We start from the raw sequence: 24,414 nt of genomic DNA on the forward strand, positions 1-24,414 counted from the left end.
GCCTCTTTTCTTGTGGCGACTATATGATTTGGAGGAAAATTCCCTGATCGAATTTCCGTTGAGTGGACACGACTTATGCCTGCTAGACCTGCCGAGCCAGGCGTGCTTGAACGTTCCGTGCAATTGCTCAAGCTGCTTGCGACGGCGGGCCGGCGCGGCCTGGCACTCACCCAGTTATCCAAGTCCACCGATATGGCGCACTCCACGGTGCACCGTCTGCTGCGGCAGTTGATGCAGGAGCGGTTAGTTGTGCAGCGTGAAACAGGCAAGGGTTATGCGTTGGGCCCGCTGGCGTTCGAGCTGGGTCTGGCCGCGGCGCCCTCTTACGACTTGCGCGAGCATTGCCAGCCGGGCATGCGGCAATTGGCGGAGGAGCTGGGCGACACGGTCTATCTCAGTGTGCGCAGCGGCATCGAATCCGTATGTCAGGCGCGCGAGGAAGGGCCCTCGCCGATCCGCGTGAACACGCTGTCCATCGGCAGCCGCAGACCGTTAGGTCTGGGCGCCGGCGGGCTGGCCATCCTGTCGCACCTGCCGGCGGCGGAGTACGAGGAAGTGATGTCGCACATCTTGCCGCGCGTACAGACGGAGGCGGGCCTGGACGAGCGCACGTTGCGTGCGGCCGTGGCGCAAACGCGCCGCAACGGCTATTCATTCATACGCAATCGGGTAACGCTGGGCGTCACTGCCGTGGGCGTGCCGATTTTCGATTCGTTGGACCGGCCGATCGCGGCCATCAGCATTGCGGCAATAGACGAGCGGATGCGCGCCGACAGGATTGCGTTGCTGGCCGCGAATTTGCAGCAGCAGGCCCGGTTGATGGGGCGTCTGGCGCCTGTTTGACGGCCGCGTGAGGCGCGGCTTTCCGTCTGGCCTAGACCACCGGCAACTGATTCGTCACGCAATGAATTCCGCCGCCGCCTGACGCGATGGCGTCGATATCCAGCTGCACCACCTTGCGCCCCGGATACAAACGCGTCAGCAGGTCGAGCGCCTTCGCGTCCGCTTCCGCATCGCCGAATTCCGGTGCAATGACGGCGCCGTTGATGACGAAGTAGTTGATGTAGCCCGCCGCGAAGTCCGGGTTGTCGCGCAGGAACTTGCTGCGCCGGGGCTTGAGCGGCGGGCTCATGGTGTGGATTTCCAGCGGCTTGCCGTCGGCATCCGTCGTGCGCCGGAGGATCTCCAGGTGCTTGCGGGTCAGCGCGTAGTCGTAGGAGTCGGGATCCATGTCGAGGTTGGCGACGACGACGCCGGGCCGGGCGAAGCGGGCGTAGAAGTCGACGTGGGCGTCGGTGATGTCCTTGCCCTTGATGCCGGGCAGCCAGATGATCTTGCGCAGGCCCAGGCAGCGCTTTAGTTCCTCTTCGACTTCGGCCTTGCTCCAGCCGGGGTTGCGGTTGGAATTGATCCAGCTGCTTTCGGTCATGATGCCGGTGCCGCGGCCGTCGACTTCGATGCCGCCGCCTTCGCCGACCAGTTCGCTTTGCAGGTATTCGGTGTCCGTGACCTCGGTGGTTTCAGCGGCGATCTTGGCGTCGGCGGTGTGGCGCTGCTTGTTGCCCCAGCCGTTGAAGTTGAAGTCCACGCCGGTGGCCGCGCCCCGCCCGTCGAGCACGAAGTTGGCGCCGATGTCGCGCATCCAGATGTCGTCCAGGCGGGTTTCGACGAAGCTGACGTTGTCGGCGCCGCAATGGCGTTCGGCCAGGCTGCGTTCGCGGGCGCGGCAGAACACGGTGACGGGCTGGTGGGCGGCGATGGCGCGGGCGATGCGGCCGAGCGCGGCCTGGACGTCGGCGGTGAAGTCTTCCCAGATAGCGTCCTGGGCGCCGAAGGCGATGAAGGCGCGGGCCTGGGGCGCGCCTTCGTCGGGCATGTGCCACCGGGGCGCTGGCGCCGCCCGTGCGCCGGGGGCGAGCAGACCCAGGCCCAGCGAGGCGGCGGCCTGGACGCCCATGAGCGTGGCGGTGTGTTGGATGAGTTGGCGGCGGGTGGGCACGTCGGGCTCCTGGGATTCTGGAAGATCGATAAAAAATGGTTATGTTTGAGTCAAAGGTGCGCACCTCTTGAATTGCAGTGTATTTCCCGCCTGGCCGCGCGGACTAGCGATATATTTAGTGGAATTCTGATTAGCAGGGCTTATTGATATGCTCAAGCAATGGCCTCCCCTGAACGTGCTGCGCGGCTTCGAGGCGGCCGCCCGCCTGGGCAGTTTCCATAAGGCGGCCGACGAGCTGCACCTGACGCAGTCGGCGATCAGCCAGCAGGTGCGCAGCCTGGAGGACTATCTGGGCCAGCCGCTGTTTTTCCGCCAGGGGCGCGCGGTGTCGTTGACCGATGCGGGCTGGGATCTGCTGGGCACGACGCAGGCCATGCTGCAGCAGTTGGCAGCCGGCATCCGCAGGCTGGACCAGTACCGCAAGCCGAACCAGCTGATCGTGAACACCAGTCCGGCGTTTTCGCGGCACTGGCTGCTGCCCAGGCTGGAAGCCTTCCGCACCCTGCATCCCGAGGCGGACCTGTGGCTGTACACCAGCGATGCCGCGCCAGACATGGCCAAACAGACCATAGACATCGCGCTGCGCGACGACCTGGGTCCACAGGCCGATTGCGCGTTCCGCGTGCTGGTCGAGGACCGCATGTATCCAGCCTGCCACCCTCGCCTGTTGGCGGCCGAGACGCGCGCCACGCTGCATGGCGAACGCGAGATGGATTGGAGCCATTGGGAAACGCAGGGTGGAACCGACGTGGGTCAGCGCGGGCAGGGCATGAATTTTTCTGACCCTGGCCTGTTGCTGGATGCGGCGCGCGAAGGCCTGGGCATGGCGCTGGTCAGCAGCTTGCTGGCCGAACGCTCGCGCCGCGATGGCTCGCTGGCGGCGTTGACGGAGCAAACCGTGCGCGGTCCGAAATGGGCGTTGCTGGTACATCGGGACAGCGAGGACGATCCGCTGACGCGCGCGTTCTGCGAGTGGGTGTCCGAAGAACTGGACGCGTCGCGCGAGGACGGCGGCGCGGCAGCCTAGGCCTTGTCTCTCAGGTTGCGATTTTCATCACGGTGTTAAGTTGTAGACCCATCGCCACATGCGGCGCATTCCTGAGCAAGAGATTCCTCGATGTCCCATTTGCAATCTACGCGTCCCGTCGCGCTGGTCACGGGCTCTACCTCCGGCATAGGCGAGGCCATTGCCCGCCGCCTGTCGCGGGACGGTTATGCGGTGGTCGTGCATTCACGCCGTTCGGCTGAAGCCGGCCATGCCTTGGCGCGCGAGCTGGGCGATGCTGTCTACGTGCAGGCGGATCTGGCGAACGATGCCGACCGGGTCCGGCTGGTCCGGGAAGCCGTCGGGGCATGGGGGCGGTTGGACTTGCTGGTCAACAACGCTGGAATCAGCCAAGTCATTCCCCATGCGGACCTGGCCGCGGCCACGCCGGACATCTGGCATGCATTGCATGAGGTCAACGTGGTGGCGCCGTTTCGCCTGGTGGCCGAAGCGCAGGCCGCGTTGCAAGCGGCGGCGGCGCATGGCCGGCCGGCTTGCGTGATCAACGTGAGTTCGCACGCGGGTATCCGGCCCAAAGGCGCTTCCATTCCCTATGCGGCGACCAAGGCGGCGCTCAACCATGTGACGCGCTTGCTCGCGCTTTCGCTGGCGCCGCATATCCGCGTGAATGCGGTTGCGCCGGGCCTGGTGGACACGCCGATGACGGCCGATTGGACGCAGGCGCAAGCCTTGTGGCGCGACAAGGCGCCGATGCGCCGGGCGGCCAGTCCGGAGGATATCGCGCAGGCGGTCTCCATGCTTGCCGCGTCGGATTATCTGACCGGCGAGATCCTGCTTTCCGATGGCGGATTGAATCTCACATAGCAGCACAAGCCGCGCGGGCAGCGCAGCCGTTGGGAAGCCGGCTTGCGCGCCCGGCTGGCAGCAATGCCGGCCTTACTTCTCCGCGTACTTCTTGCTGGCTGTGTCGTAGGCGTAGACGACGGCATCGCCCGCGCCCAGCTGGCGGGTCTTGTCCGGGCCGGCGATTTCCGTGCCGCTGCGCTTGACGGTCACGCGCGGCATGTCGCTGCCGCCATGCGCGGAGAAGACCAGTTCGCCCGAGCTGGCTACGCAAGGCATGACGTCGCCTTCGGCGCAGGCCGCGCTATTGTCTTCGCCGGTATTGATGCTGCCTACATAGGTCCAGCCCGCGCCTTCGTCCGGACCCGCCGGATTGAAGACCAGCAGCGCGTAGCCGCTGAAGCTGATGCCGTTGTCGAAGCCTTCGGTGGGCACGGCCAGCAGCAGCTTGCCAGCGGGAGTGCGGTATTCCACCGACTTGCGGCGGGTGTCCACGTCTTCCGGCTTTTCGTAGGCGCCGAACTCGCCGACCGAGTGCTTCATGCCGCGGAACTTCCAGGGACGTTCGGGCGTGGCGCCGGTCAACGTGTACGTGGCTTCGGCCAAGTTGACCTGAGTGCCGGGCCCGACCTCGTCTTCGCCCGGCTTGCCGTAGCGTTCGCGGGTGTCCCAGGTGAAGCCGGTGTAGTAGCGCGTGCCGCCCAGTTCGAAGGCATGGCCGAACCAGAAGGTGGCGATGCTGCCGTTGGCGACTTCGTAGGAATCGGCGCCCTTGCCGTCGATCTGGTAGATGGAATACATCACCGTGGGCACATCGGGCGGTGCAATGGCGGCGGCCTGGGCGGTGGGCGGGAGCGCCGCGGCGCCGGCGGATTCAGCGGCGGTTGCGGCGGGGCCGGACATGGCGGCCAGGGCGGATGCTAGCAGGCCGGCCATGGCGGTGCGGAGCAAACGGCTAGGGGGGCGGGTTTTCTGAATGGTTTTCATGTGTCGGACATCTTCTTGTCGGCCTCAGGCGGGAAAGCCTTGTGATCGCCTGTCTCTGTCTGTGCGGCGCCATCCTAATCGCCCGTTGCAATCCGCGTCGGACAACAATTTGCCAATTGTGTCGGACTGCAATGCATGGAGCGCCCCTGGCTAGTCTGCCACGGAATCGGCGTTTTGCTCGGGGATCGTAGGATGGGTGTGGCGCAAGAAAGACGTGGCGGACAGAACTGTCCTGCAAGGCGTGAAACCCATCGCCCGTTACGGGACGGGGATGGGTTTCGCGCGGCGTTTTCCCTCAGTACGTCGCCCGCAGGTTCAGCATCACGCTGCGCGGCTCGCCGTAGTAGTTCGAACCGTAGGCGGCCCACACGCGCTGGTAATAGACCTTGTCGAACAGGTTGTTCACCGTCAGCGTGCCTTCCAGGTGCTTGTTGAAGCGGTAGCCGGCTTGCGCGGACACGGTGGTGTACGGACGCTGCTCGAACTTCACCGGGCCGTTCAGGCGGTACATGCTGCTGACGCTGCGCACACCCGCGCCCAGCGACAGGCCTTCCAGCGTGCCGGTGGCGAAGGTGTACTTGGTCCACAGGTTGAAGGTGTGGCGCGGCGTGATGAAGGCGTACTGCTGCGACTTCTGTTCTTCCGTTCCCTTCAGGGTCTTGGTGGTGGTGTAGGCGTAGCCGGCGGTGATGTCCCAGCCTGGCGCGGGGCTGCCGCTGATTTCGGCCTCGAAGCCCTGGCTGCGCATCTTGCCTGCGGCCATGGAGAACAGCGGATTGTTCGGGTCCGTCATCGAGCGGTTCTCGTCTTCCATGCGGAACAGCGCGGCGTGGCCGTTCAGGCGCTTGTCCAGGAATTCGCCCTTCAGGCCGATCTCGAACTGCTTGCCGGTGCGCGGGTCCAGCAGCTGGCCGTTGACGTCGGTGACGGTCTGCGGCGTGAAGATGCTGGTGTAGCTGGCGTAGGCCGACAACTGCTCGTTCAGGTCCACCACCAGGCCCAGATAGGGCGTGAACTTGCCGTTGATCTTGTCGCTGGTGTTGGTGAACTGGTTGAAGTAGGCGTTGCGGTTCTGCGTGCGGTTTTCCCACCAGGTGAAGCGGCCGCCAGCGATGATGGTGGCCGCGTCGGTCACGCGCAGATTGGTGCGCGCATACAGGCCGTACTGGTCGGTCTTGCTGTCGTTGCCGTTGGTGAACTGGTAGTCCGGCTTGGGGATGTTGTTGTTGGGGTGGTAGAGGTTGGTGTCGGCGTTGTCGCCGCCGCCGTAGCGGAAGTTCTTGTGGACGTTGCGGTAGTCGGCGCCCACGGTCAGCTCGTGCTGGCGGCCGAAGGCTTCAAAGGGCGTGGCGACGAAGGCGTCCAGGCCATAGGTCTTCCAGTTGCTGCGGTACTTCCAGCTGACGAGGCAGGTGTCGCCGGTGATCGGGTCCACTGCGCAGTCGGACCAGCCGAACTCGCGGCTGGGCTCGTCCTGTTCGCGGTAGATGCCGCTGACCTTGATGCGTCCGCCATTGGCCAGGCGGTGGTCCACGTCGGCGAAGTACTCGGTGACTTCCTCGGTGATGTGGTTCCAGCTGGGGTCCAGGTTGGTGGAACGGCGCACGTCCAGCAAGCGGCCGTCGGTGTAGCCGGGCAGGCCGAAGAAGGGGCGGCCCTTGTATTGCTGGTAGGTGGCGCCGGCGGTCAGGACGGTGTCGGGCGTCAGGTCGAAGCTCAGGGTGCCGTAGAACAGCGGCTTCTCGGTGTACACGCCGTCGACGAAGGATTTGCGGTCGTCATAGGACGCCACCAGGCGGCCGCGCAGGCGCCCATCGCTGTCCAAAGGGCCGGTAATGTCGGCCTCGGTGTAATAGCGGTCCCAGGAGCCCGTCATGACCTGGCCGCTGAAGGCGAATTCCTTCTGCGCGCGCTTGCGCACCAGGTTCACGGTACCGCCGGGATCACCCGCGCCCTGGTACAGGCCCGAAGGTCCGCGCAGCACTTCGATGTGGTCGTAGATGGCCAGTCCGAAGCCCGAGGACAGGTCGTTGCCGGTGCTGGCCGGCGTGTTCACGCCGTCGACCTGGATCGTGTCCAGCGCATAGCCGCGTGAGTAGAAGTTGCCATGGTTGCCGCCGATGCTGCCCGCTTCCACCGTGATGCCGGTGACGGTGCGCATGGCGTCGTCCAGCGTGGTCAGGTTCTGGTCGTCCAGCAGCTGGCGCGTCACCACCGAGACCGATTGCGGGATCTCGCGCAGGCTTTGCGCGTTCTTGCCGATGGTGACGGCGGGGGCGGTGTAGGACCCCGTGCCTTCGGTGACGGTGAGGTCGCGGCCGGTGACCGTCACGGGCGCCAGGGTGGTGGCATCGCCGGTGGATGCGTCGGCCGGCCGCCGCACCACGAAGCCCGAGCCGCTCTGCACGGCCACCAGGCCGCTGCGCGCCAGCAGGCGGTTCAACGCGACCTGCGGCGTCATGGAGCCGGATACGGCGGGGGCGCTCAGGCCGGCCACGACGTCGGGGCTGAACAGCACCTGCAGCTGCGCCTGCCGGCCCAACGCCACCAGCGCGTCGGCCAGGCTGCCGGCGGGCAGGTCGAAGCTTTGCGCGACGGCGCTTTGCGCATGGGCCGCGGATGGCGCCAGCGCCTGGACCGCCAGCGCGGCGCTCATGGACAGCGCGCACAGCAGCGCGTAACGGCCGGCGCTCAGCCGACGATGAAAATGGCGTTGCGCCATGGACTTTCCCCAGTCTGGAAGTGGATCTTCAACTGGGGAAGACGCGCCAGCCGCCAAAACCCGAACCTGTCTAATTAAAAATAATTCTTAATTCTTGTCTTCAGCGGCTGCCGATCACCGCGGCGCCGTCCGAACGCCGGTTTACCGTCACCGGCAACAGGCCGGGCAGCATGTCCAGGACGGCGTCCGGCTGGCGCAGATCCAGCGTGCCGGACAGGCGCAAGCCCCGGGCGCGCTCGTCGGCGAAGCGCAGCGGCGTGTCGCGGTACAGGGCCAGATAGCCGGCCAGCTGCTGCAAGGTGGCGTCGTGCATCACCGCCACGCCGCCCTGCCAGGCGCCGATCTCGCTGGCGGGCACCTGCTGGCGGCGCAACAGCCGCGCGTCGGCGCGCGACAGCAGCACCGTGTCGCCGGCCTGAAGCGTCTGCGCGGCGGGCGCGTTGGCGCCTTTGGCGTTCAGTCTGACTTCGCCGCTGCGCACGCCGACCTGCAGCACGTCGGGCAGCAGCAGCACGTTGAACTCGGTGCCGATGTCGCGCAGTTCCGCGTCGCCCGCGGCCACGATCAGCGGCCGGCGGTCGGGGGCGGCATCGATGTAGACCTCGCCGCCCTCGACGCGGATATGGCGTTCGGCCATCGTGTAGCGCACGGTCACGCGGGTGCCGACGTTGGCATGCAGCCGGGTGCCGTCGGGCAGGTCCAGGTTGCGGGTCTGGGTGGACGCGTTGGCCACGGATTCGTAGCTGATGGGCACGTACTGGTAGGCGGCGGCCGCGATCAGCAGCATTGCGGCCAGCGCACCGCCCCAGCGCTGGAAGGCGGGGCGCCGCGCCGGCGCTGACCACGCGCGGGGCGGGGACTGCGGCCGTCTGCGCGACGGATTCTGCATGTGGCTGGCCGGCTGCGAGTGCACCCGCGCGGAGTCCGGGCGCGGCAGCGCCGCCATGTCCTCCCACACCAGCTCGAGCCGTTCATACTCTCGCCGATGCTCGGCCGAAGCTTGCAGCCAGGACTGGAAGGCTTGTTCGGCGTCGGCGTCGGACGCGCGCTCCCGACGGCGCATGAACCATGCGCTCGCGGCCTCTTCGACAGCGGACAAAGGTAGGGATCGGGTCATGGCGTTTCGCCGTGGACACGGCGCTTGCAGTGCGCCAGCGCCAGTTGCAGGTGCTTCTCGACCGCTCGCACGCTGATGCCCATGTGGTCGGCGATGTCCTCGCAACGCAGCTCATCATACCGATAAAGCAGGAAGGCCTCGCGCTGGCGCAGCGGCATCTCGTCGATGGCGGCCTGCAGCAGGCGCAGGCGCTGGCTGGCGTCGGCGCGCGCCTCGGGCTGCAGGCCGGCGGGGGCGGCCAGGCCGACTGCCGTGGGCTCGAAACCCTGGTCGTCCAGGCTGGCCACCACATGTTCATCGCGCACGCTCTCGCGGCGCCAATGGTCGCGCAGCAGGTTGCGGGCGATCTCGTACAGATAGGCGCGCGGCTTCTCCGGCGGCGTGGCGCCGTCATGCGCCGCCAGCCATTTGGCGAAGGTCTCCTGCGCCAGGTCCTGGGCGGCCTCGGGCGAACGCTTGAGCTGGCGGTTCAGGAAACCGACCAGCTCCGCGTTCCACGCCTTGTACGCCTCGGCGATCACGCCGAAGAACCGCTCCCCCATGATGCCCCTAGGCTATGTCCGCTGCGCGCTCTGTGAAGCTGGCGCTTAGGCATGGCTTCAATTAAATGATAATGATTCTTATTGTATCAACAATATCGGACGGTGTGCCGAGGTGCCATGGACACCTATCCTGCAAGAGATAGCTCGGGTAATTCAGGAAAAGTTGCAAGCATGACGGGGCGGGGGGACACCTCCAGAATAGAGCGATTTGCCTTAGGCGAGCGGCCCACGGCGAACGTTGAACTTCGGGCCGGATAGTCCAGTAACCTGCGCTGCTTCTATACGTTAATTGCGTATAATTTGGTGCACATGCCATGAAGGCCCTATTCATTGAGTTGCCGGCATTTCTTCGCTACCGGTCCGACTATCTGGACGACGACGGATTTCGCGGCTTGCAGGAAACCATGATGCAGAACCCGGACGCTGGAGACGTGCTCGAAGGCGCGGGCGGCCTGCGCAAGCTGCGCTACGGCGATCCACGCAGAGGAAAAGGCAAGCGCGGCGGCCTGCGGGTGATCTACTACTGGTGGGATGGAGGCCTGCAGTTCTGGCTGTTTACTTTGTACGACAAGAACGAGGCAGTTGATTTGAGCGCCAAGGAAAAGCTGGCACTCAGGGCCATGCTGAAAGCGGAACTGGAGGCGAGACGATGAAGAAGCGCAATCTATACGGAGAGATCGCCGAGGGTTTCGATGCGATGTCGAATGCGCGCGCGGGCAAGCACACCTTGCGCACCCACGAAGTAGAGTTCAAGCCTGCACCGGATGTGACCGCCGAAGAGCTGCTGGCGCTGCGCGAGCGCCTGCATCTGTCTCGCCAGGTGTTCGCTCGTTACTTGCGGACCAATCCCCGAACGCTCGAAAACTGGGAGCAAGGCCGAGCCAAGCCGAACGCGCAGGCCGCGCTATTGATTCGCCTGGTCGAGAAGTATCCAGACACCGTGGAGCGGCTTGCGGCTGTGTGAGCGTCCTTTGTCTTGCCCTGCATGAAAGCGGATCTGCCGGCGCTCTGATGTAGCAATCCGCGCGTGGCGGTTTAAGGACACGTCCGTCCGCACCCGGCGGCCTGCGGCCCCGGGATCTTCCCTCGCATTGAAAGCGCCCTGTCTCCGGGTGCAGCGTCGCCGCGCCATCTGCGTCGGCCGTGCACCCATCTTCCCGATGGGCGTCCGCGTTTCCACAACCATCGTTGTTTCACGCTTCCTAATGTCGACTATTAGATTTGCTTAAGTTGCCCGTATTTTTTGACCCCTCATTCCGGCATTCTTAGCATCACTGATAGGAGACACCATGGGCGCACTAAAAAACGATTCCAGCCTGGACATCCGCATGCTGCGCATCTTCGCGGCGGTGGCGGCGGCCGATAGTTTGTCGGCGGCGGCGCAAGCCTTGAACATCACGCAGTCGGCCGTGTCGCAGACGATCTCTCAGATCGAGAGCACGCTGGGCATGCGCGTGCTGGATCGGTCGCGCAGGCCATACCGGCTGACGCCGGCGGGGGTGACCTTGCACCGCCAGTCGCGGCAGATCGTGGATGACGTGGATCGGCTGATTTCGCAGGTGCGCGAGGCGGACCTGATGAACCGGCCGGCCATCCGGATCGGCATGATTGATTCCTTCGCCGCGACCACCGGTCCAGCCATCGTCAAGCGGCTGACGCAGAGCGCCAGCCAGGTGCTGGTGTGGTCCGGGCTGGCCTACGGCCACGCGCAGGCGCTGCTGAACCGGCAGGTCGACATCATCGTCACCACCGACGCCTTGGACGACGTGGACGGGTTGGCGCGGCGCGCCATCCTGACCGAGCCCTTTGCGCTGGTGGTGCCGGCGGCGCGCGCCGACGAGTTTGCGCGCATGGACCTGCGCCAAGTGGCCCAGGCCGCGCCCTTCATACGCTTCAGCGGCCGCTCGCACTTCGGCGCCATGATCGAACGTCATCTGCGCCGCTGCAGCGTGACCGCGCCGCCGTTCCTGGAGATCGACACCAGCGACGTGGTCATGGCGATGATCGCGGCCAATCTGGGCTGGGCGCTGATGACGCCGCTGTGCTTGTTGCAGGGACGTTCGTGGCTGGATCAGGTGGCGGTGTTGCCGCTGCCGGGACCGGGCCTGGCGCGCACGCTGCACCAGGTGTCGCGGCAGGACGAATTCGAGGAGATGGCCGACATGTTCTGGCAGATCAGCCGCAAGGCGCTGGAGACGGAAATCTTCCCGCAGGTAAGCGCGCATTTGCCCTGGCTCGGGCGGCAGATGCGGCTTTGTTGACCCGGCGGGAAACGCCTGGGCAAGACGCCACGCTTTCGCGAGGTGCCGCGCGCAGCCGGTTTTTCGCCGCAGGATAGCCCGACGACAAAAAAGGAGAAGGACATGCAGGAGACTAGACGCAGATTCATCCAAGGCGCCGCCCTGAGCGCCGCAGCCTTGGCGCTGCCGATGGCAGGACGGGCCTGGGCCGCGCAAGCGCAGGCCGTGCGCTATGGCGGCTCGGCGTGGCTGGGCCACTACCCAGCCTGGCTGGCCATCCAGGCCGGCTACTTCAAGAATGAAGGGCTGGACGTAGGCTGGGAGTCTTTCGGCACGACCTCGGCACGCGTCAGCGCCCTGCTGTCGGGCAATATCGACATGGCGGTCACCGCCGCACCCGCTGCGCTGGCGGTGATGGCGCGGGGTTCGCGCCATTTCGCCATCATCGGCGTGCCTGAGAACTTCGGCCGGGTCGAAGGGTTGATCGTGCGCGACGGCGTGCAAAGCATGCAAGACCTGAAGGGCAAGAAGGTCGGCGTCACGTTCGCCTCCAGCGCGCACCTGCTGGTGCTCAATCTGCTGGACCAGGCGGGCCTGAAGGCGGACAAGGACGTCACCGTGCTGAATGTGCCCGCGCCGGAAATGCCGGCGGCCTTCAAGGCAGGCCAGATCGACGCGGCAGCGGCATGGACGCCGCAGTTCAACGCCATTCGCGCCATGCCGGGCGCGCGCATGCTTGCCGACGATACGCAGTTCTCGCTCTACAAGGACTACGGCGTCACGCCGGGGCCGGACGTGCTGGTTGCGCGCCGCGCATTCCTGGACAAGTACCCCGAAGCCGTCAAGCGCTTCCTCAAGGCGTATTTCCGCGCCAACGAGCAGTTGCGCGCGCAGCCGGACAGCACGGTGGCCGCCTTGACGGAACTGACCAAACTTACCGCTGCCGACCAGCTGGAAATGGTCAAGGGCGCCGATTGGTATGCCGCGTCGGAACAAGGGCCACTGCTGGCGCCGGGCAGCAAGTACATCGATGGCTTGCAGAAGCTGGCGGAAATGATGGTGCGCTACGGACAGATCGACAAGGCACCAGCTGTACGCGATTGGGTTGATCCCGCCTACCTGTAACTGCGAAGGCGTCCACACCGATACGCCTGCGGGCGCGTGCCGCCCGCCCTTCTTTCTGTCAGGAATTGAACGATGAATGCATCAAACCGTCAGCGTCGTCCGGACCTGCTGCTGATCAGCAGCGTGTCCGTGATCGTGCTGCTGCTGTTCTGGGAAGGCGTCTGCCGCCTGCAATGGGTGGATCCGCTATTCCTGCCGCCGCCCTCGTCCGTCTTCGCCCGCCTGGCCGGCATGTGGGAGCAAGGCGCGCTAATGGGCCACATCCTGGCGTCCGCGCGCCGGGTCATGGTGGGCTTTGCCGCCGCCACGGCGCTGGCGATTCCGCTGGGAATTTTCCTGGGCACCTCGCTGCGCGCCCGTGCCGCCTTCGACCCCATCCTGTCCTTCCTGCGGCCGCTGCCCTCGATGAGCTGGATTCCGCTGTCGCTGCTGTGGTTCGGTATTACCGAAACGCAGAAGTACAGCATCGTGTTCATGGGCACCTTCGCGCCGGCGCTGTTGTACGTGATCGAAGCCACGCGCAACATCGACCCACTGCTGATCCGCGCCGCTCGCAACCTGGGCGCCAGCGGTCCGCAAGTGATGCGCATGGTGATCCTGCCGGCCAGCCTGCCGCAGATCTTCAGCGGCTTCAAGGTGATCCTGGGCCTGTCGTGGACCTGCGTCATTTCCGCCGAACTGGTTGCCGCGAAGGAAGGCCTGGGCTTTCTCATCATGAACGGCAAGGAGTTCTTCCAGACCGACACCGTGGTGCTGGGCATGGCGCTCATCAGCGTCACCGTGCTGGTGACCGACGTGGTCTTCCGAGTCATTGAAAACAGGGTGTTGGCATGGTCGCGATAAACCACGAAGCAAACAATACGATGATATCGATCGAAGGCATTTCCAAGTCGTTCGGTTCCTTTCACGCCTTGCAGGGCGTGGACCTGCAGGTCAAGCGCGGCGAGTTCCTGGTGGTGTTGGGCGCGTCGGGTTGCGGCAAGTCCACGCTGCTCAACCTGATCACCGGATTCGAAAAACCCAGCGCCGGACGCATCGTGGTCAATGGCCGCGAAGTGCGCGACGTGGATCCGCACTGCGGCATGGTGTTCCAGCAGTACGCCTTGTTCCCATGGCTGACCGTGGCCGAGAACGTGGCCTTTGGCCTGAAGCTCAAGGGCGTTCCCGCTTCGGAACGTCGCGCGACGGCGCAGAAGTTCATCGAGATGGTGGGGCTGAAGGGCTTCGAGGACGCCTATCCCAAGGCCCTGTCCGGCGGCATGCGCCAGCGCGTGTCCATCGCCCGGGTGCTGGCCAACGATCCCGACGTCATCTTGCTGGACGAACCCTTTGCCGCGCTGGACGCCATGACCCGCCAGGTGCTGCAGGAAGAGTTGACCCGCATTTACGAACGCAGCGGCAAGACCATCATCTTCATCACCCACTCCATCGACGAGGCTCTGCTGCTGTCCAACCGCATGGTCATCATGAGCGCGCGGCCGGGCCGCGTCGCCTGCGACATCTCCAACGATCTTCCCTATCCGCGCAACGCCGACGCGCAGCTTTCGCCGCGCTACATCGAGCTCAAGTCGCAGATCTGGGGCATCGTGCAGAACGAAGTCATGCGCAGCCTGCAGGCGCGCGCAGACCAATGATCCGCCAACCGCAACACTGAACCCATCATGTCTCACCCATCAGGGCAACCGCAGACTTATCCTCAATACCAGAGCGGCTCGGGCTGGAACGCCATGCTGCCCAAGCGCGCGCCACGCGCCGCTGCGCCGCCGCATGCGCGCTTCAAGCACGTGATCATCGGCGCCGGCTACACCGGCCTGGCGGCTGCGCGCCGGCTGGCCGAATTGCAGCCCCAGGAGCGCATCCTGGTGCTGGACGCCACCGCAGCCGGCGAAGGCTCCGCAGGGCGCAATTCCGGCTTTCTGATCAACCTGCCGCACAACACCCGCATGAGCGGCCACCACAGTCCGCTGCAGGTCGCGCGCAAGCAGATCGCGATGTACCAGTCCGGACTGGACTGGCTGGCGGAATTGGCGGAACGGGGCGGATTCGACTGCGGCTGGGATGTCGCGGGCAAGTACCACGCTGCGGCCACGCAACTAGGGCGCAGCACGCTGAACGCGTCGCTGGCGCAGTACCGCGATTGGGGCGTTGCGTACACCGAATTGGATCGGGATGCCTTGCGAGAACAACTGGGCACCAGCTATTACGAGTTCGGATACCACTCGATGAACAACGTCTTCGTGCAGCCAGCCGCGCTGATACGAGGTCTGGCCGACACGCTCCCTGAAAACGTCTGGCTCATGGAGAACAATCCTGTGCTGGCGGTCGGCGGCGCAGGCCCCTACACGGTGCGCACGCGCGGCGGCGAATTCACTGCCGACAACGTGGTCCTGGCCAACAATGCCTTCGCGCGCAAGCTGGGTTTCCTGCGCAGCCGCCTCGTCACCATCTTTACCTACGCTGGCGTCACGCCCGTGCTGAGTCCGACGCAGCAGGCGCTGCTGGGCCAGCGCGACCAGTGGGGTGTCATCCCGGCCAATCGCCTGGGCACCACGCTGCGTCGCATCCGCGGCGGCCGTTTCATGGTGCGCAGCGCCTATTCCTATGAAGCCGAGCAGCCCCTGGATCGCATGGCGCAGTTGCTGCGCGATTCGTTCCAGCGCCGCTATCCCGAACTGGCATCGCATGACTTTGAGTACGTCTGGAGCGGATCCACGGCGCTGACGGGCAATGGCGCGTCCTTCGTGGGCCAGGTGCGGCCGGGCCTGTACGCCTCGGTCGGTTGCAACGGCGCGGGCGTGATCAAGGGCACCATCTACGGCAAACTGCTGGCCGAGCAGATCGCGGGCAGGCGCAGCCCGATGCTCGACGACCTGGAAGCGTTCGAGCGGCCGAACTGGCTGCCGCCCGATCCGCTGCGGCGGATCGGCGTGATGATCGCGATCGCCAGCCAGGCGAAGAAGGCAGGGCTGGAGCGCTGAGCTGGCCGATGCACGGCGCGGACGCGCCGCGTCAGGACGCATGGATGGTTTTCAACTTGCGCAGTTCGGGGAACCACCGCATCCACAATCCTGCCACCGCCATGGTGCCTACCCCGCCGATCACCACCGCGGGTACAGCGCCGAACGCCGCGGCCATGACGCCGGATTCGAATTCGCCCAGCTGGTTCGAGGCGCCGATGAATAGCGTGTTCACCGCGCTCACGCGGCCCAGCATATGGTCGGGCGTATTCAGCTGCACCAGGGACGAACGCACCACCACGCTGACCGCGTCCGCCGCGCCCAGCACCACCAGCGCGCCGATGGACAACGGGATCGAGGTCGACAGGCCGAACACCGTGGTAGCCAGTCCGAACAGGATCAACGCGCCGAACAGCAGCCGGCCCACGTGCTCGCCCAGGCTCAGGCGCGCCAGCGTCAATGACATCAGTGCGGCGCCGCAGGCGGGGGCGGCGCGCAGCGCGCCCAGCGCCCAGGGACCGGCGTTGAGGATGTCCTTGGCGAAGATGGGTAGCAAGGCCGTGGCCCCGCCCAGCAGCACGGCGAACAGGTCCAGCGACAAGGTGCCCAGCAGCAGGCGCCGCTGGAAGATGAAGGTGATGCCGGCGAACAGCGTGCGCCAGGTGGTCGGTTCCTTGCGCGGCGGCGCGCGTTCGATGACGAGCGTGGCGATGGACGCGAAGGCCGACAGGTACAGGGCCGCCGCCACGCAATAGATCCACCCTGCCCCCAGCCCGTAGCCGACGCCGCCCAGCGCAGGACCCGCGATCTGCGCGATCTGGCCGCCGGAGGACGCCAGCGCGGTCGCGCGCGGCAACCACTCGCGCGGCACCACGGCTGGGATCAACGTGGCCAGGGTCGGCGCTTCAAAGGCGCGGGCCGAACTCATGATGATGATGGTGGCGTAGATCAGCGTCTTGCCGCCCACGCCATGCAGGGCCGCGATCGCCAGCACCAGCGTGGCCAGCGCTTCCAGCGCCATGCACACCGCCACGATCTTGCGGCGGTCATAGCGGTCGGCCACATGGCCCACCACCAGGGTCAGGACCGCCATGGGCAGGAACTGCGCCAGGCCGATCAGCCCCAGGTCCAGCGCGCTGCCGCTCAGCGCATAGATCTGCCAACCCACCGCGACCGAAACGATCTGAAAGGCCAGCGACGCGCCGATGCGCGCGAACAGGTAATGCAGGAAGGCGGGGCGTTGAAGCGGACTGGGAGAGTCGGGGGCAGGCATGGAGGATGGCGCGATGGGCGCGCGACGGGCGCCGGACCCCGCATTCTAGGGACAAGTCGCTGACGGGAAACTAAGAGCGGCTCATGTGTCCCCGGCCGGGCCCGCCGTCACGCCTTGGGCCAATACGTCCCAAAGCTCCACAAATTGCCTTCCGGATCGCGGCAGGCGAACTCGCGGCTGCCGTAGGCCGTGTCGTACGGTGGGGTTTCGATGGTGGCGCCCGAGGCCTGGACCTGCGTATGCAAGGCGTCCGGATCGTCCACGGCCAGATACAGCGCGTCGGTGCGGCGTCCTTGCAGGTCGCCCACCAGCTTGCCGTGGGCGTCGTCGCGGTCCGGGCCCAGCATCAGCATGGAACTGCCATAGGCCAATTCCGCATGTTGCACGGCGCCGTCGTCGCGGTAGACGGCGTGCTCGGTGAACCCCAGCACGCCGGTCAGCCAGCGGATCATCGCATCTGCGTCGCGGCAGCGCAGGGTCGGAAACAGGCGGGGCGCCGCCGATTCGGGTGACTTGGCACTCATCATGGGTACTCCCGTGGATAAGCAGGAGCGCCCATGATGCACCCGCGGGCGGCGCGGAGGATGACGATTTTGTTACTGCGCGCCTGGCTACTCGCCGATGGCGACCAGCTCGGCTCCTTCCGCCACCTGATCGCCCACGCCGTAGAACACTTCCGAGACCTTGCCGTCGGCGGGCGCGGAAATGGTGTGCTCCATCTTCATGGCTTCCATCACCAGCAGCGGCTGGCCTTTTTCCACGGTGTCGCCAGCCTTGACCGAGATCGAGATGATCTTGCCGGGCATGGGAGCCGTAAGGCCGCCGCCGTGTTCGCCCTGGGTGTCCTGCGAATGCGCCAGGGGATCGTACAGGTCCAGCACGTGCACGCCGCCTTCGCCGAAGACGTGGGCTTTTTCGGCGTGCAGCACGACGGTGCCGGCGCTTTCATGGCCGTCCAGCGTGATGCGCAGGCCATAGGCCAGGTTGGGGTTGGCGCTGGCGTGGGCGCGCCACAGGAAGGCTTGCGGGCCCGTGCCGCTGTCCAGGGTCCAGGCGCCGCCTTGGCGGGCGACGGTGACGTGGCGGGTCTCGCCGTTGTCCACCCATTGCAGGTGGCGCTGGTAGCGGCCGCCCAGGCGCCAGCCATCGCGCGAGTCCCAGGGATCAGCAGGCTGCTTGCCGCCGGCGGCGCCCGGCTGCGCCAGGCCCTGGCGCACCAGCACGGCGGCGCAGGCCAGCGCCAGCGTGGCGGGACTGGCGGCTTGGGGTTCGGGCAGCAGCGTGGCGCGCTGGCGTTCGATCAGGCCGGTGTCCAGGTCCGCGGCGGCGAAGGCGCTGTCCTGCATCAAGCGCGACAGGAAGGCCACGTTGGTCTGCACGCCCACGGCCTGCGTCTGGGCCAGGGCCTGCAGCATGCGGGCGCGGGCCTGGTCGCGGTCGGCGCCGTGCACGATCAGCTTGGCGATCATGGGGTCGTAGAACGGCGTGATGGTGTCGCCCATGCGCACGCCGCCGTCGACCCGGATGTCGCCGTTGGCGAACGCGGTGTGCGCCGGCAGCCCCAGGTAGGCCAGCGTGCCGATGGATGGCAGGAAGCCCTTTTCCGGATTCTCGGCGTAGATGCGGGCCTCGATGGCGTGGCCCTGGATGCGCAGGTCTTCCTGGCGCGCGGGCAGCGGCTGGCCGGCGGCCACGCGCAGTTGCCATTCGACCAGGTCGTGGCCCGTGATCATTTCGGTGACCGGGTGCTCGACCTGCAGGCGCGTGTTCATTTCCATGAAGTAGAACCGGCCGTCGGGTTCGGCGATGAACTCCACCGTGCCCGCACCCACGTAGCCCACGGCGCGCGCGGCGGCCACGGCGGCTTCGCCCATGGCGCGGCGGCGCTCTTCGGTCATGCCGGGCGCGGGCGCTTCCTCGATCACCTTCTGGTGGCGGCGCTGAACCGAGCAATCGCGCTCGAACAGGTAGACGCAGTTGCCATGCGTGTCGGCGAACACCTGGATTTCGATGTGGCGCGGCTTCTGCAGATAGCGTTCGATCAGCACGCGGTCGTCGCCGAAGCTGGAGGCGGCCTCGCGCTGGCAGGAGGCCAGGGCGTCGAGGAACGCGCCCGACGATTCGACCACGCGCATGCCCTTGCCGCCGCCGCCGGCGCTGGCCTTGATCAGCACGGGGTAGCCGATGGCGTCGGCCTGGGTCTTGAGGAATTGCGGGTCCTGGTTGTCGCCGTGGTAGCCAGGCACCAGCGGCACGCCGGCCTTTTCCATCAACGACTTGGCGGCGGACTTGCTGCCCATGGCGGCGATGGCGGAGGCCGGCGGGCCGACAAAGGCGATGCCGGCTTTTTCGGCGGCTTCGGCAAAGGCTTCGTTCTCGGAGAGGAAGCCGTAGCCGGGGTGGATGGCGCCCGCGCCGGTATCGCGCGCGGCTTGCAGGATGGCGTCGGCGCGCAGGTAGCTGGCGCGCGGCTCGGAGCCGCCGATGTACACGGCCTGGTCGCAGGCGGCGACGTGGCGGGCGTTGGCGTCGGCGTCGGAATACACCGCGACGGTGCGGATGCCCATGCGGCGGGCGGTGGCGGCCACGCGGCAGGCGATTTCACCGCGGTTGGCAATCAGCAAAGTGTCGAACATGGATGTCATCCAGGCTGAAATTATTCTTGGGCTGCAATGGGGGCGGCCATGCCGTCCTACATGCGGAACACGCCGAACTTGGTGTCCTCGATGGGCGCGTTCAAGGCCGCCGACAAGGCCAGGCCCAGCACGCGGCGCGTGTCGGCCGGGGCGATGATGCCGTCGTCCCACAGCCGCGCGGTGGCGTAGTAGGGATGGCCTTCGCGTTCGTACTGTTCGCGGATCGGCGCCTTGAAGGCGGTTTCCTCATCTGCCGACCACTGACCGCCGCGGGCCTCGATGCCGTCGCGCTTGACCGTGGCCAGGACGCTCGCGGCCTGTTCGCCGCCCATGACCGAGATGCGGGCGTTGGGCCACATGAACAGCATGCGCGGCGAATAGGCGCGGCCGCACATGCCGTAGTTGCCGGCGCCGAACGAGCCGCCGATCAGCACGGTGAACTTGGGCACGTTGGCGGTGGCCACCGCCGTCACCATCTTGGCGCCGTGGCGGGCGATGCCTTCGTTTTCGTACTTGCGGCCGACCATGAAGCCGGTGATGTTCTGCAGGAACACCAGCGGGATCTTGCGCTGCGCGCACAATTCGATGAAGTGCGCGCCCTTCTGCGCGGACTCCGAGAACAGGATGCCGTTGTTGGCCACGATGCCGACAGGCATGCCGTGGATGTGCGCAAAGCCGGTGACCAGCGTGGGGCCGAAGCGCGCCTTGAACTCGTCGAATTCGGAGCCGTCCACGATGCGCGCGATGACCTCGCGCACGTCATAGGGCTTGCGCGTGTCGGCGGGAATGATGCCGTTGAGTTCGCTGGGGTCGTAACGCGGCTCGCGCACGGGGATGGTCGCCAGCGGCTGCGGCTTCTTGCGGTTCAGGCGCGCGACGGCGTTGCGCGCCAGTTGCAACGCATGCATGTCGTTGGCGGCCAGGTGGTCGACCACGCCGGACAGGCGCGTGTGCACGTCGCCGCCGCCCAGGTCCTCGGCGCTGACTTCTTCGCCGGTGGCGGCCTTCACCAGCGGCGGGCCGCCCAGGAAGATGGTGCCCTGGTTTTTGACGATGATGGACTCGTCGCTCATGGCGGGCACGTAGGCGCCGCCGGCGGTGCAGGAGCCCATCACCACGGCGATCTGCGAAATGCCCTGCGCGGACATCTGCGCCTGGTTGTAGAAGATGCGGCCGAAGTGTTCGCGGTCGGGGAAGACCTCGTCCTGCTGCGGCAGGTTGGCGCCGCCCGAATCCACCAGGTAGACGCAGGGCAGATGGTTCTGCGCGGCGATTTCCTGCGCGCGCAGATGCTTCTTGACCGTCATCGGGTAGTAGGTGCCGCCCTTGACCGTGGCGTCGTTGCAGACGATCACGCATTCCGTGCCGGCCACGCGGCCGATGCCGGTGATGACGCCGGCGCCGGGGGCTTCACCGCCGTACATGCCGTGCGCCGCCATCGGCGACAGTTCCAGGAACGGCGTGCCCGGATCGATCAGGTGCTCGACGCGGTCGCGCGGCAGCAGCTTGCCGCGCGCCACGTGCTTGGCGCGCGCGGCTTCGCTGCCGCCCAGCGCGGTATGGGCCAGTTGCTGATTCAGATCGTCCAGCTGCGCCTGCATGGCCTGCGCATTGTCGGTGTAGTCCTGCGACCGCGGATTGATGCGGGATTCGATGATGGGCATGGGGTTCCACCCGTCCTGCTTGTTGGAAATTTGAAGGCGCTCGTGGAGCGGTTTGTCTCGCTGCCCGGTGGGCCGGGCATTCTTGTCGGTTAGGGATACCGAAGAGGGATTTCGTTGCGCCTTTCCTGCACGGCGCGCGACCGACCCGTCGCGCTACGACGCCATGCAAGAAAGGCGCAGCGGAATCCGTCGTAAAGCCGGGAGGCCGAGGCCTCCCGGCGTTGCGTCAGATCATCTCGATCGCCATGGCGACGGCTTCGCCGCCGCCGATGCACAGCGTGGCCACGCCGCGCTTGCCGCCGGTCTTGCGCAGCGCGCCGACCAGGGTGGCCATCAGGCGGGCGCCGGACGCGCCGATCGGGTGGCCCAGGGCGGTGGCGCCGCCGTGGACGTTGACCTTCTCGTGCGGCAGCTTGAAGTCGGCCATGGCGGCCATGGTGACCACCGCGAAGGCTTCGTTGATTTCGTAGAGGTCCACGTCCTCGGCCTTCCAGCCGGTCTTGGCGAACAGGTTCTTCAGCGCGCCCACGGGAGCGGTGGTGAACCAGTTCGGCTCTTGCGAGTGCTGGCTGTGGGCGACGATGCGGGCCAGGGGCTTCACGCCCAGCTTTTCGGCGGTGGAGGCGCGCATCAGCACCATGGCGGCGGCGCCGTCGGAGATCGACGAGGAGTTGGCGGCCGTGACGGTGCCGTCCTTCTTGAAGGCGGGCTTGAGGGTGGGGATCTTTTCCGGCATGGCCTTGGTGGGGGCTTCGTCGGTGTCGATCACGGTGTCGCCCTTGCGGCCGGCGACGGTCACGGGGGCGATTTCCCACTTGAAGCTGCCGTCTTCCGACGCGGCGCGGGCGCGGCGCAGAGATTCCAGCGAGAACGCGTCCTGCTGTTCGCGGGTGAAGGAATACTTGGCGGCGCAGTCCTCGGCGAACACGCCCATGGCCTTGCCCTTGTCGTAGGCGTCTTCCAGGCCGTCCAGCGCCATGTGGTCATACACGGTGTTGTGGCCGTAGCGGTAGCCCTGGCGGCCCTTGAGCAGCAGGTAGGGCGCGTTGCTCATGCTTTCCTGGCCGCCGGCGACCACGATGTTGGCGCTGCCCGCGGCCAGCAGGTCATGGCCGAACATGGCGGCCTTCAGGCCCGAACCGCAGACCTTGTGGATGGTGGTGCAAGCCACGCCCAGCGGCAGGCCGGCGCCCAGCGCTGCCTGGCGCGCCGGGGCCTGGCCCTGGCCGGCCTGCAGCACGTTGCCCATGATGACTTCTTCGACTTGCTCGGGCTTGATGCCGGCGCGTTCGACGGCGGCCTTGATGGCGATCGAGCCCAGCTCGTGCGCGGCCAGGCCGGACAAGGCGCCCAGCATGCCGCCCATGGGCGTGCGGGCGACGGAAACGATGACGATGGGATCTGACATGGCTAGCTCCTGTGAGGGTCGGGACAGCTCTGGGGTTACGAGGCCGCGGGTTCGCCCGTAGGGCGTTCCGGACGCAGGCGTCTGTCCGTATCGTAAGGGAAAAATTCTTCAATCCGGCCCTGCGCCACATGGGCGCGGCAGGCCTGCCACCACTCCGGTTCCAGCAGGTCGGAATGGTGACGCATGAAGGCGCCGCGCACGCGCGGGTCGCCTAGCAGAAAGCGTCCGAATTCTTCGGGAAAGACATCATTCGGACCGATGGCATACCAGGGTTCGGACGCCAGCTCCGCCTCTTCGTTGGGGGCGGGCGGAATGCGCCGGAAATTCATTTCTGTCATGCGCTGGATTTCGTCGTAATCGTAGAAAACGACCCGGCCCAGGCGCGTGACGCCGAAGTTCTTGTAGAGCATGTCCCCGGGGAAAATATTGGCCGCCGCCAGTTGGCGGATGGCGTCCCCGTATTCGCGCACGGCCGGGTCCAGCAGCGCATCCGACGCCTGGCGCAGGTAGATGTTCAGCGGGGTCATGCGCCGTTCGATGTAGACATGGCGGATGACCACCGTGTCGCCGGTTTCCTCTATCAGGCTGGGCACCAGCCGGCGCAATTCTTCCAGCAGCGCGGGTGCAAAGCGCGCGCGCGGCAGCGCCACCTGTGAGTATTCCCAGGTGTCGGCCATGCGGCCGACGCGATCGTGCAGCTTCACCATCTGGTACTTGCGGCGCACGGTGGCATGGTCCATGCCGTCCTTGTCGATGCGGTCCTTGATGAGCTTGAACACGTAGGGATAGGACGGCAGCGTGAACACGCACATCACCATGCCCTTGATGCCGGGGGCGATGTCGAAGGCGTCGCGCGAATGGGCCAGGTGGTGCAGGAAGTCGCGGTAGAACAGCGTCTTGCCCTGCTTCTGCAGGCCGATCATGGTGTAGAGCTCGGCCTTGGGCTTGCGTGGCAGCAGGCTGGACAGGAAATTCACCACCGCGGCCGGCGTTTCCATGTCCACCAGGAAATAGGCGCGAGTGAAGCTGAACAGCGTGCTCAGGTCGTCGGCGCCCAGCAGCAGCGCGTCCAGCACGACCTGGCCTGCCGGGTTGCGCATCAGCGCCACCGCAAAGGGATACACCGTGCCCTGGTTGATCAGGCGGCCGACGATGTAGGCGCCCTTGTTGCGGAAGAACAGCGAGCCCAGCGCGTGGATCTGGCAGTCGCTGGCGATGCGGCGGCCGACGTGGCGCGGCAGTATCGCGCGCAACTGCTTGACCGCGGCGCGCGCCAGCAACCGGGTGTCGCGGGGCAAGTCTTCGAAGGGCAGCGCCAGCCCGAAGTCCGCCACCATGCGGATCAGGCTTTTTTCCAGCCCGTCGGTGGCGGGGTAATACACCCGGTACGAGGGGATGCTGCTGTCCAGGTAGTCGGTGGCGATGGCCGGGCGGACGAACAGGAAGGCGTTGTGGAAATAATCGCGGTGCAGGATGCGGCAGGACACCGAGTTGAAAAACGTCTCGGCGCATTCGGGCTGGCGGTGGTCGCCCAGCAGGCCCACGAATTCCTGTTTGATCTGCTGCCAGAACGCGGTCTGCTCGTCGCTCAGGTTGGGTGCTGCGCTACCGTTGGCGCCCACCGCGCCTTCGGGGCGGCCGCGCAGCACGCCTTCCAGTTGGGTGGCGCATTCGCGCACCCGCATGTCGTAGTACTCGATGCGCTCGCGCGACAGGCGCTGGATGCCGTGCCAGTCGCCGGATTCGAACAGCGCCTTGGCGCGCTGGGCGCTGTAGCGGAACAGCGCGTAATGGCGGTCGAAGCCCGCCAGGATCAGCCGTGCGACGTCCAGCGGCGAGGGGCCCGGAGCGGGCGCCTGCTCGATGTGCTGGACGTCGGACATGCGGATCATGGC

21 protein-coding genes are annotated in these 24,414 nt (G+C 66.3%); 10 read left to right on the top strand and 11 right to left on the bottom strand.

Translation table 11 applies throughout. The annotated features are described in order from the left end of the window. The first annotated feature begins 102 nt into the window (after positions 1–102). The gene (locus tag IB268_RS00720; RefSeq protein WP_175181643.1) at positions 103–843 is read left to right on the top strand and encodes an IclR family transcriptional regulator; all 741 of its coding nucleotides are present in this window, start codon (positions 103–105) and stop codon (positions 841–843) included. A gap of 31 nt (positions 844–874) precedes the next feature. On the opposite strand, the gene IB268_RS00725 is transcribed toward IB268_RS00720, so the two are convergent. Continuing rightward, complete coding sequence (locus tag IB268_RS00725; RefSeq protein ID WP_192353687.1) at positions 875–1,999, bottom strand: agmatine deiminase family protein; 1,125 nt, start codon at positions 1,997–1,999, stop codon at positions 875–877. Between the two features lie 148 nt (positions 2,000–2,147). On the opposite strand from IB268_RS00725, the gene IB268_RS00730 reads away from it, so the two are divergent. Then, on the top strand, positions 2,148–3,026 hold the full coding sequence (locus IB268_RS00730; RefSeq protein ID WP_054455641.1) for a LysR substrate-binding domain-containing protein: 879 nt from the start codon (positions 2,148–2,150) through the stop codon (positions 3,024–3,026). Positions 3,027–3,116: 90 nt separating this feature from the next. Further along, positions 3,117–3,869 (top strand): SDR family NAD(P)-dependent oxidoreductase, encoded by a 753-nt coding sequence (locus IB268_RS00735; RefSeq protein ID WP_175181646.1) that lies wholly within the window; start codon positions 3,117–3,119, stop codon positions 3,867–3,869. A 72-nt stretch (positions 3,870–3,941) separates the two neighbouring features. On the opposite strand, the gene IB268_RS00740 is transcribed toward IB268_RS00735, so the two are convergent. The 4 genes from IB268_RS00740 to IB268_RS00755 form a co-directional block, all read right to left on the bottom strand. After that, on the bottom strand, positions 3,942–4,784 hold the full coding sequence (locus IB268_RS00740; RefSeq protein ID WP_225591281.1) for a hypothetical protein: 843 nt from the start codon (positions 4,782–4,784) through the stop codon (positions 3,942–3,944). Between the two features lie 346 nt (positions 4,785–5,130). Beyond that, the gene (locus IB268_RS00745; RefSeq protein ID WP_119449830.1) at positions 5,131–7,557 is read right to left on the bottom strand and encodes a TonB-dependent siderophore receptor; all 2,427 of its coding nucleotides are present in this window, start codon (positions 7,555–7,557) and stop codon (positions 5,131–5,133) included. A 100-nt stretch (positions 7,558–7,657) separates the two neighbouring features. Beyond that, a complete protein-coding gene (locus IB268_RS00750) occupies positions 7,658–8,674 on the bottom strand; it encodes a FecR domain-containing protein (protein WP_192353689.1) in 1,017 nt (338 codons plus the stop codon). After that, the gene (locus IB268_RS00755) at positions 8,671–9,216 is read right to left on the bottom strand and encodes an RNA polymerase sigma factor (RefSeq protein WP_192353690.1); all 546 of its coding nucleotides are present in this window, start codon (positions 9,214–9,216) and stop codon (positions 8,671–8,673) included. Before IB268_RS00755 ends, IB268_RS00750 begins: the two co-directional genes overlap by 4 nt. A 314-nt stretch (positions 9,217–9,530) precedes the next feature. Between IB268_RS00755 and IB268_RS00760 the strand changes: the two genes are divergently transcribed. The 7 genes from IB268_RS00760 (at position 9,531) to IB268_RS00790 (ending at position 15,559) form a co-directional block, all read left to right on the top strand. Beyond that, the gene (locus IB268_RS00760) at positions 9,531–9,869 is read left to right on the top strand and encodes a toxin (RefSeq protein WP_192353691.1); all 339 of its coding nucleotides are present in this window, start codon (positions 9,531–9,533) and stop codon (positions 9,867–9,869) included. Next, entirely contained in the window at positions 9,866–10,180 is a 315-nt protein-coding gene (locus IB268_RS00765) for a DNA-binding transcriptional regulator (RefSeq protein ID WP_192352905.1), read from the top strand. The genes IB268_RS00760 and IB268_RS00765 overlap by 4 nt, the downstream gene beginning before the upstream one ends. A 325-nt stretch (positions 10,181–10,505) precedes the next feature. Then, positions 10,506–11,477, top strand: coding sequence for a LysR family transcriptional regulator (locus tag IB268_RS00770; RefSeq protein WP_059376590.1), 972 nt, complete (start codon positions 10,506–10,508; stop codon positions 11,475–11,477). A 102-nt stretch (positions 11,478–11,579) separates the two neighbouring features. Further along, positions 11,580–12,581, top strand: a complete 1,002-nt coding sequence (locus tag IB268_RS00775) for an aliphatic sulfonate ABC transporter substrate-binding protein (RefSeq protein ID WP_192353692.1) — start codon at positions 11,580–11,582, stop codon at positions 12,579–12,581. Positions 12,582–12,653: 72 nt separating this feature from the next. Next, on the top strand, positions 12,654–13,424 hold the full coding sequence (locus IB268_RS00780; protein ID WP_059376592.1) for an ABC transporter permease: 771 nt from the start codon (positions 12,654–12,656) through the stop codon (positions 13,422–13,424). 20 nt (positions 13,425–13,444) lie between these two features. After that, entirely contained in the window at positions 13,445–14,215 is a 771-nt protein-coding gene (locus IB268_RS00785; protein WP_370539999.1) for an ABC transporter ATP-binding protein, read from the top strand. Positions 14,216–14,242: 27 nt separating this feature from the next. Beyond that, complete coding sequence (locus IB268_RS00790) at positions 14,243–15,559, top strand: FAD-binding oxidoreductase (RefSeq protein ID WP_192353694.1); 1,317 nt, start codon at positions 14,243–14,245, stop codon at positions 15,557–15,559. A gap of 31 nt (positions 15,560–15,590) precedes the next feature. Here IB268_RS00790 and IB268_RS00795 read toward each other — a convergent pair whose 3' ends face one another. From IB268_RS00795 to aceK, 6 genes are all read right to left on the bottom strand, one after another. Then, positions 15,591–16,811 (bottom strand): MFS transporter, encoded by a 1,221-nt coding sequence (locus IB268_RS00795; RefSeq protein ID WP_175212885.1) that lies wholly within the window; start codon positions 16,809–16,811, stop codon positions 15,591–15,593. Between the two features lie 107 nt (positions 16,812–16,918). Further along, positions 16,919–17,338, bottom strand: a complete 420-nt coding sequence (locus tag IB268_RS00800) for a VOC family protein (protein WP_225589257.1) — start codon at positions 17,336–17,338, stop codon at positions 16,919–16,921. 84 nt (positions 17,339–17,422) lie between these two features. After that, positions 17,423–19,447: an acetyl/propionyl/methylcrotonyl-CoA carboxylase subunit alpha gene (locus IB268_RS00805; protein WP_192353695.1), complete on the bottom strand. Its 2,025-nt coding sequence runs from the start codon at positions 19,445–19,447 to the stop codon at positions 17,423–17,425. A gap of 56 nt (positions 19,448–19,503) precedes the next feature. Further along, positions 19,504–21,111, bottom strand: coding sequence for a carboxyl transferase domain-containing protein (locus IB268_RS00810; protein WP_054455628.1), 1,608 nt, complete (start codon positions 21,109–21,111; stop codon positions 19,504–19,506). Positions 21,112–21,337: 226 nt separating this feature from the next. Next, a complete protein-coding gene (locus IB268_RS00815) occupies positions 21,338–22,519 on the bottom strand; it encodes an acetyl-CoA C-acetyltransferase (protein WP_192353696.1) in 1,182 nt (393 codons plus the stop codon). Between the two features lie 35 nt (positions 22,520–22,554). Beyond that, positions 22,555–24,411: a bifunctional isocitrate dehydrogenase kinase/phosphatase gene (gene aceK, locus IB268_RS00820; protein WP_054455624.1), complete on the bottom strand. Its 1,857-nt coding sequence runs from the start codon at positions 24,409–24,411 to the stop codon at positions 22,555–22,557. Positions 24,412–24,414: the final 3 nt, after the last annotated feature.

Origin of the sequence: Achromobacter sp. ACM01 (assembly GCF_014851745.1) — a bacterium.
Lineage (GTDB): Bacteria > Pseudomonadota > Gammaproteobacteria > Burkholderiales > Burkholderiaceae_B > Achromobacter > Achromobacter aegrifaciens.

Coding starts and splice junctions, on each gene's coding strand:
- IB268_RS00730 (WP_054455641.1), top strand. CDS start 2,148: ATGCTCAAGCAATGGCCTCCCCTGAACGTGCTGCGCGGCTTCGAGGCG.
- IB268_RS00735 (WP_175181646.1), top strand. CDS start 3,117: ATGTCCCATTTGCAATCTACGCGTCCCGTCGCGCTGGTCACGGGCTCT.
- IB268_RS00740 (WP_225591281.1), bottom strand. CDS start 4,784: ATGGCCGGCCTGCTAGCATCCGCCCTGGCCGCCATGTCCGGCCCCGCC.
- IB268_RS00745 (WP_119449830.1), bottom strand. CDS start 7,557: ATGGCGCAACGCCATTTTCATCGTCGGCTGAGCGCCGGCCGTTACGCG.
- IB268_RS00750 (WP_192353689.1), bottom strand. CDS start 8,674: ATGACCCGATCCCTACCTTTGTCCGCTGTCGAAGAGGCCGCGAGCGCA.
- IB268_RS00755 (WP_192353690.1), bottom strand. CDS start 9,216: ATGGGGGAGCGGTTCTTCGGCGTGATCGCCGAGGCGTACAAGGCGTGG.
- IB268_RS00760 (WP_192353691.1), top strand. CDS start 9,531: ATGAAGGCCCTATTCATTGAGTTGCCGGCATTTCTTCGCTACCGGTCC.
- IB268_RS00765 (WP_192352905.1), top strand. CDS start 9,866: ATGAAGAAGCGCAATCTATACGGAGAGATCGCCGAGGGTTTCGATGCG.
- IB268_RS00770 (WP_059376590.1), top strand. CDS start 10,506: ATGGGCGCACTAAAAAACGATTCCAGCCTGGACATCCGCATGCTGCGC.
- IB268_RS00775 (WP_192353692.1), top strand. CDS start 11,580: ATGCAGGAGACTAGACGCAGATTCATCCAAGGCGCCGCCCTGAGCGCC.
- IB268_RS00780 (WP_059376592.1), top strand. CDS start 12,654: ATGAATGCATCAAACCGTCAGCGTCGTCCGGACCTGCTGCTGATCAGC.
- IB268_RS00785 (WP_370539999.1), top strand. CDS start 13,445: ATGATATCGATCGAAGGCATTTCCAAGTCGTTCGGTTCCTTTCACGCC.
- IB268_RS00790 (WP_192353694.1), top strand. CDS start 14,243: ATGTCTCACCCATCAGGGCAACCGCAGACTTATCCTCAATACCAGAGC.
- IB268_RS00795 (WP_175212885.1), bottom strand. CDS start 16,811: ATGCCTGCCCCCGACTCTCCCAGTCCGCTTCAACGCCCCGCCTTCCTG.
- IB268_RS00800 (WP_225589257.1), bottom strand. CDS start 17,338: ATGATGAGTGCCAAGTCACCCGAATCGGCGGCGCCCCGCCTGTTTCCG.
- IB268_RS00805 (WP_192353695.1), bottom strand. CDS start 19,447: ATGTTCGACACTTTGCTGATTGCCAACCGCGGTGAAATCGCCTGCCGC.
- IB268_RS00810 (WP_054455628.1), bottom strand. CDS start 21,111: ATGCCCATCATCGAATCCCGCATCAATCCGCGGTCGCAGGACTACACC.
- IB268_RS00815 (WP_192353696.1), bottom strand. CDS start 22,519: ATGTCAGATCCCATCGTCATCGTTTCCGTCGCCCGCACGCCCATGGGC.
- aceK (WP_054455624.1), bottom strand. CDS start 24,411: ATGATCCGCATGTCCGACGTCCAGCACATCGAGCAGGCGCCCGCTCCG.